Source organism: Euzebyales bacterium (assembly GCA_035461305.1).
Lineage (GTDB): Bacteria > Actinomycetota > Nitriliruptoria > Euzebyales > JAHELV01 > JAHELV01.
Genome location: DATHVN010000194.1, coordinates 1 through 5,242, shown reverse-complemented (window position 1 = coordinate 5,242; position 5,242 = coordinate 1). Strand labels below are relative to the sequence as shown.

Below are 5,242 nucleotides of genomic sequence, written 5' to 3'. Positions count from 1 at the left end.
GGCCACCTGGAGCTCTCCTTCTCGCAGTCGTGATCAACCGCGAGTTTCGGAGAGCTTCAGGCGTTCACGGCGCAACCCCAACGAGCAGCCCAATCACACCCGGTCCCCGCTCAGAGACGAAGAGCCGAGAAAGGTGACGCTGCGGTCGTTCGGACGGTCGGCGAACCGCGCCGGAGGCTGCCAGAGCCCCTTCGCGATCTGGGTCAACGTCATCGTCACCTCCGACGGTCCCTGCGACGTTCATGCCGGCACCACGCCAGACATTCTTCGGAGCAGATCAGCTGATCCGGCCGGCAACGGGCACGCAGCTCGCCGAGAACTATTATCCCGCCGGAGCCGAAGCGGAATGTCAACCAGCTCCGAACCAAGACGCCGCTCCTAACCGGCAATATGCCGCTGACCGACCCGACGTGTCGCATGACAGGCACAATGGCGTGATCACTCGGACCCTCGTGTCGGGGGTGCTGCTTCCGCAGCGGTGTGAGCGCGGACTGGGACGAGGCGACGCGCCCGACCCCAGTGGTGCCACAGACGCGCGTGCCACTGGTCACCAGTCGCGCCCATTGGACGACCTGCTCATCGGCTCTGTGCGGTTCAATGAACATGAAGCGCTGCAGCAGGCGCTGTGGAGCGGTGTGTGCATCATGCGTCGCTGACGGCGCTGGCGATGACGTGGTTGAGTGGCCGGGTCCGGCCGATCGTTCGCGCGGCGTCGAATAGTCCGGGTGTCAGCGCGGTCCGTGCGGTGGTCAGCGTGTGGGTGTGGCCGTCGGGGTGGATGGGCGGTATCGCTACGCCGACCTGCGCGGTGACGGCCTCGCGGGCCCCGTCGAGCTCGGCGGCGGGAGCAGGTTTCCTCGGGCGGCAGCGACGCCGGCCAGGCCTTCCAAACACCACGGCAGGTAGAGCAGGTTGCCGATGACGTTGAACTGGCCTGCCGCCGTGGCGAGGAGGGCGAGCGCACGCGCGGCGTCGCCGGTGGCGAGTTCGACGTGTCCCAGTAGGGTCAGTGACATCGCTTGACCCCAGCGGTCGTCGTATCGCCGTGCGAGGTCAAGGCTCTCGTCGATCAGCGCCCGCGCACGATCGAGGTCGCGCAGGTTGAGCGCCGCGGCGCCGACCGCCGACATGTCGCGGGACAGGTGGAGCACGTCACCGCGGTCGCGGTGCAGGGCCAGCGCGTCCTGGAACGATCGGTCGGCACGTTCGTGGTCGCCCCGGAACATCGCGACGTTGCCGAGCTGGAAGTGCAGCTCCGCGACCTCGCCGGTGTCGCCCAGTTGACGCCAGCGGTCGAGGCTCTCCATTGCGAGCGTCTCGGCCCGGTCGTAGTCCCCGGTGTTCGTGGCCTGCCACGCCAGCAGAGACAGGGCTTGAGCGACGAGGCGGTCGTTGCCGGAGGCTCGGGCGACGGCCACGCTGTCGTCGGCCAGGTCTCGGCCACGGCGCGCATCACCGGTGAACATCGCGGCCCAGGCGAGGCCGAGCAGCGCCTCCGCTTCGCCAGCCTGGTCGTGGGCGGCGTGTGCGAGCGCGCGCGCCTCATCGTGGTCGCGGATCGAGTCGGCGTACGGTCACGCAGCCGTGCGATGTGGCCGCGGACGTTGAGGGCGGCGACGAGCTGGCGGGGGTCACGCTGCCCACGTGCCAGCGCGACGGCGTCCGCGCACGCGGCGGCTGCGGCGGCGTTGTCGGCCTGATCCATCGCCAGCCGCGGCGCCAACGAGCGCGGCCAGCCGCAGGGGTCGTGCGACGGCATCAGCGCCTGGCAGGTCGAGGGCGTGTTGAAGCCATCGCCGCCCTTCGGTGAGGTGGCCGCGCTGGAACCAGAACGGCCAGAGGCAACCCGTGAGGCGCAACGTGGTCGGCGCGTCCGCACGGTCGTGGAGCCACCGCAGCGCGGCCCGCAAGTTGTCGTGCTCGGTGTCCAACCGCGCTGCGGCGGCTGGGGCGCCGGCCCCGGACAGGTCCGCCGTGACGTTCTCAGCGACCGCGACGAAGTAGTCGGCGTGGCGCTGTCGGACGTCGTCGTGTTCGCCGTGGGTCCGCAGCCGCTCCAATCCAAACTCGCGGATCGTCTCCAGCAGCACCACGCGGGCTGCATCGTCGCTATCGACGGGCGCTCGCACACGGATCAGGCTGCTGTCGACCAGCGCCGTCAGCTCCTCGAGCACCGAGGTCCCGTCGACATCGGCGCGTCCGCAGACCGCGTCGGCGGCGTCGAGGGTGCAGCCGCCGGCGAACACGCACAGCCGCCGGAAGATCGCACGCTCGCGTTCGGTCAACAGGTCGTCTCCACGCGATTGCGTCCCGCAGGGTCTGCTGACGGGTTGGCCAGATCGGGAGGCCCGCTGACCAGCACGGCCAGGCGGTGGTCGAGCCGCGCACGCAGCGCCGCCGGTGGCAGTATCCGCGTCCGCGCGGCGGCGAGCTCCAGCGCCAGGGGGAGGCCTTCGAGCCGCCGGCAGATGTCCGCCACGATCGGCAGGCTGTCGGCGTCGAGCGGCATGTCCAGGCCCGCGGCGCGGGCGCGGTCGACGAACAGCTCCACCGCGGGTGACCGCGCCAGCATGTCGGCGGTGTCCGACCGGTCGGGCAGCGCCAGCGGTGCGATCATGTACTCGCGGCCGGCCCGCACCCGCAGCGACACCCGGCTGGTGGCCAGCACCTGAAGGTCGGGACACGCCTCGAGGAGTGCGACGACGTCGGCTGCGGCGGGCAGCGGATGCTCGAGGTTGTCGAGCACCACCAGCAGCCGCCGGTCGTGCAGCGCCGCCACGGTGCGGTCGTGCAGCGGCGTCGCGTCGCGGCCGTCGATGCCCAGGCCGGCGTCCATCCTGCGTAGCACCAGCGCCGGGTCGCGCAGCGGCGTAAGGTCGACGAACACCACGCCGTCGGGGAAGGCGTCGCTCGTGTGTCGCGCGACCTCGATGGCCACTCGGGTCTTGCCCACACCTCCCGGGCCGGTCAGCGTCAGCAGCTGCGTGTCGCCGCGCCGCAGCAGCTCCGACACGGCCGCTGTGACACCGGCGCGTCCGAGCAGCGGGGTCAGTGTGCGGGGCAGCACCCAGCGCGGTGAGACCGGCGCTCGGGCCGCCGTTGCAGTGTCGTCATGACGCGCGGCGGCGAGCAACCGGGCGCGGTCCCCGGTCGACAGTGCGAGTGCGTCGCCGAGCAGTGCCACGGTCGTCAGCCGCGGGCGCCGCGTGGGTCGCGTTCCAGGTCGCTGACCGCCTTGGCGCTCACGCGGGCGCGGTCGGCCAGCGCCTCCTGCGTCAGGCCCGCGCGAAGCCGGAGGCGCTGAGCACCGCCTCGAACGGAGGCTGATCCCGACCCGCGCTGGCGTCCACCGTCGGCAAGTCTAGGCAAACGTCCAGCGAACGGGAGCCCTCGTCGTGGCGCATGACCCCGGCATCACCCACCGTGCACTCGGTGACTGGAGCGCGCCCGTGGAGGCGGATCATGCGATCACCAACGTTGACGGTTGATGAGGCCAGCACGAGACGCCTCGTGGGGGTCGCCCGGCGGCGCTGCTCGCTGTCGGCGGCGTCTGCGGCCTGGTGTGGGCCGCCGGGCTGCGGGGGTTCATGGCCGAGATCGCCGGGTTCGGGTCGAACGTCGAGTGGGTCGGCACGTTCGTGTGGGTCCTGCTGCCCGGTGTGCTCACCGGCATGCTGCTCGGCTGGGCCGAGCACCTGCGCTGCACCGGCGGCCGGCGGGGCTGGAGGTGGCTGGCGGCGGCACCGGTGCTGTTCGCCGGCGTCTTGGTCCCTGGGCTGTTCACCGCGGGTGGGATGGCGGCGATGCTCGCCGACGGCATCGGCTTTGGCGCCATCGGGGTGCCCCTGTTCGGCATGGTCAGCGGGTACGCGATCTCGGGACGCGGGCCGATGTGGGGGCGGATCGTCAGCGGCGTGATCGCGCTGACGCCGATCCCCAACTGGGTGCTCACGGTCACGGGGTTCGGCGGCCCCGAGCTGGCCGTGACGACAGCTCGTGGCGCCTGGGTCGCCGTCTACTACTGGTCGTTCCTCGCCGTGCAGGCGCTCGGCTGCGCCATCCCGCACCGGCCTGTCGTCACGCCGCTGAACCGCGACCAGTCGTCGCGCACCACGGCGCGATCTGGCTCGGACCGGATCCGCACGGCGCCCGTAGCGTGAACTCCGCAGCGTCGAGGAGCAGCCGATGTCACCGCAACAGATGAAACGCCGTGCCCGCCGTCTCGACGAGGAGGTGTTCACGCAGGGCGACCTCACCGTCGCCGACGAGCTCGTCGCGGACGACTGCGTCGACCACATCCGGGCGCTGCCGGGAAGGCCGGGCGTCGCGGGCCTGAAGGACTGGGTCACGACGCTGCGCCGGACGTTTCCTGATCTGCACCTGATCGTCGAGGACCAGATCACTGAAGCCGACCGGGTCGCCACGCGCAGCACCGTGCGCGGCACCCACGCCGGTGCGTTCCTCGGCGTCGCGCCCACCGGCCGGCAGGTCGCGTTCGAGGTCATCGACATCAACCGGATCGGCGCCGATGGGCGGATCGTCGAGCGCTGGGCAGCCGTCGACACGGCGAGCCTGCTCGTGCAGCTCGGAGCGCCGCCGCCGGACACGGCGGCGTAGCGACGCAAGGACCCAGAAAGGACATGATCATGACCACCGTCAACCACACGAGCGGACCTGCTCGGACCGACCCTGCGGAGGCGCCGCCTGGCCGGCGGATCCGTGTCGGATGGCTCGACCTGCTGGTGGCTGCGTCCTGCGGTGCGATCGCGTCGTTCGTCGCTGCCACGATCATCGCTGGCAGCATCGAGATGTTCCTCGTCGCGATGACCGCCCCGTTCGTGCTCGGCCTGATCGTGCTCTGGCGGTGGCGACGGATCGGCATCGTATGGCTCGGAGCCGTGTCGCTCGCTGAGCTGCTGTCCAGCGCGCCGTTCCTGGCGGACGCGCTGACCCACCCCGAGACACCGACCGACTTCCTCCCACTGGCACTGTTCACCCTGTCGACCCTCGTGGGCAGTGCAGCAGCGGTCCCGGCGTTCCGTCAGGCCCAGCGACCAACCCCGCCGTCCCGGCGAGCCACGGCGCTGGCCGCCGCAGCGGTCGTCGTCCTGATCGGCGCCACAGCGCTGTCGGTCGTCGCAGCCGCCGGTGTGGACAGCGCCCAGACCCAGCCCGGCGACATCGCGCTGACCACCACGGACTTCCGGTTCGACACGCGCCGCATCACCGCGGACAACGGGAC

6 protein-coding genes are annotated in these 5,242 nt (G+C 71.4%); 3 read left to right on the top strand and 3 right to left on the bottom strand.

Features of this window, described 5'->3' with window-relative positions:
• Positions 1–791 precede the first annotated feature (791 nt).
• The 3 genes from VK923_17870 to VK923_17860 all read right to left on the bottom strand — a co-directional run bounded on the left by VK923_17870 (position 792) and on the right by VK923_17860 (position 3,184).
• A complete protein-coding gene (locus VK923_17870) occupies positions 792–1,466 on the bottom strand; it encodes a tetratricopeptide repeat protein (protein HSJ46549.1) in 675 nt (224 codons plus the stop codon).
• A gap of 165 nt (positions 1,467–1,631) precedes the next feature.
• The gene (locus VK923_17865; GenBank protein HSJ46548.1) at positions 1,632–2,285 is read right to left on the bottom strand and encodes a hypothetical protein; all 654 of its coding nucleotides are present in this window, start codon (positions 2,283–2,285) and stop codon (positions 1,632–1,634) included.
• Positions 2,282–3,184 (bottom strand): AAA family ATPase, encoded by a 903-nt coding sequence (locus VK923_17860; GenBank protein HSJ46547.1) that lies wholly within the window; start codon positions 3,182–3,184, stop codon positions 2,282–2,284. Before VK923_17860 ends, VK923_17865 begins: the two co-directional genes overlap by 4 nt.
• Before the next feature lie 376 nt (positions 3,185–3,560).
• Here VK923_17860 and VK923_17855 point away from each other — a divergent pair, with 376 nt between their 5' ends.
• The 3 genes from VK923_17855 to VK923_17845 all read left to right on the top strand — a co-directional run.
• Positions 3,561–4,160, top strand: coding sequence for a hypothetical protein (locus VK923_17855; GenBank protein ID HSJ46546.1), 600 nt, complete (start codon positions 3,561–3,563; stop codon positions 4,158–4,160).
• 25 nt (positions 4,161–4,185) lie between these two features.
• Positions 4,186–4,617 (top strand): ester cyclase, encoded by a 432-nt coding sequence (locus VK923_17850; GenBank protein ID HSJ46545.1) that lies wholly within the window; start codon positions 4,186–4,188, stop codon positions 4,615–4,617.
• A 29-nt stretch (positions 4,618–4,646) separates the two neighbouring features.
• The coding region (locus VK923_17845) for a hypothetical protein (protein HSJ46544.1) at positions 4,647–5,242 on the top strand (596 nt) is incomplete at its 3' end.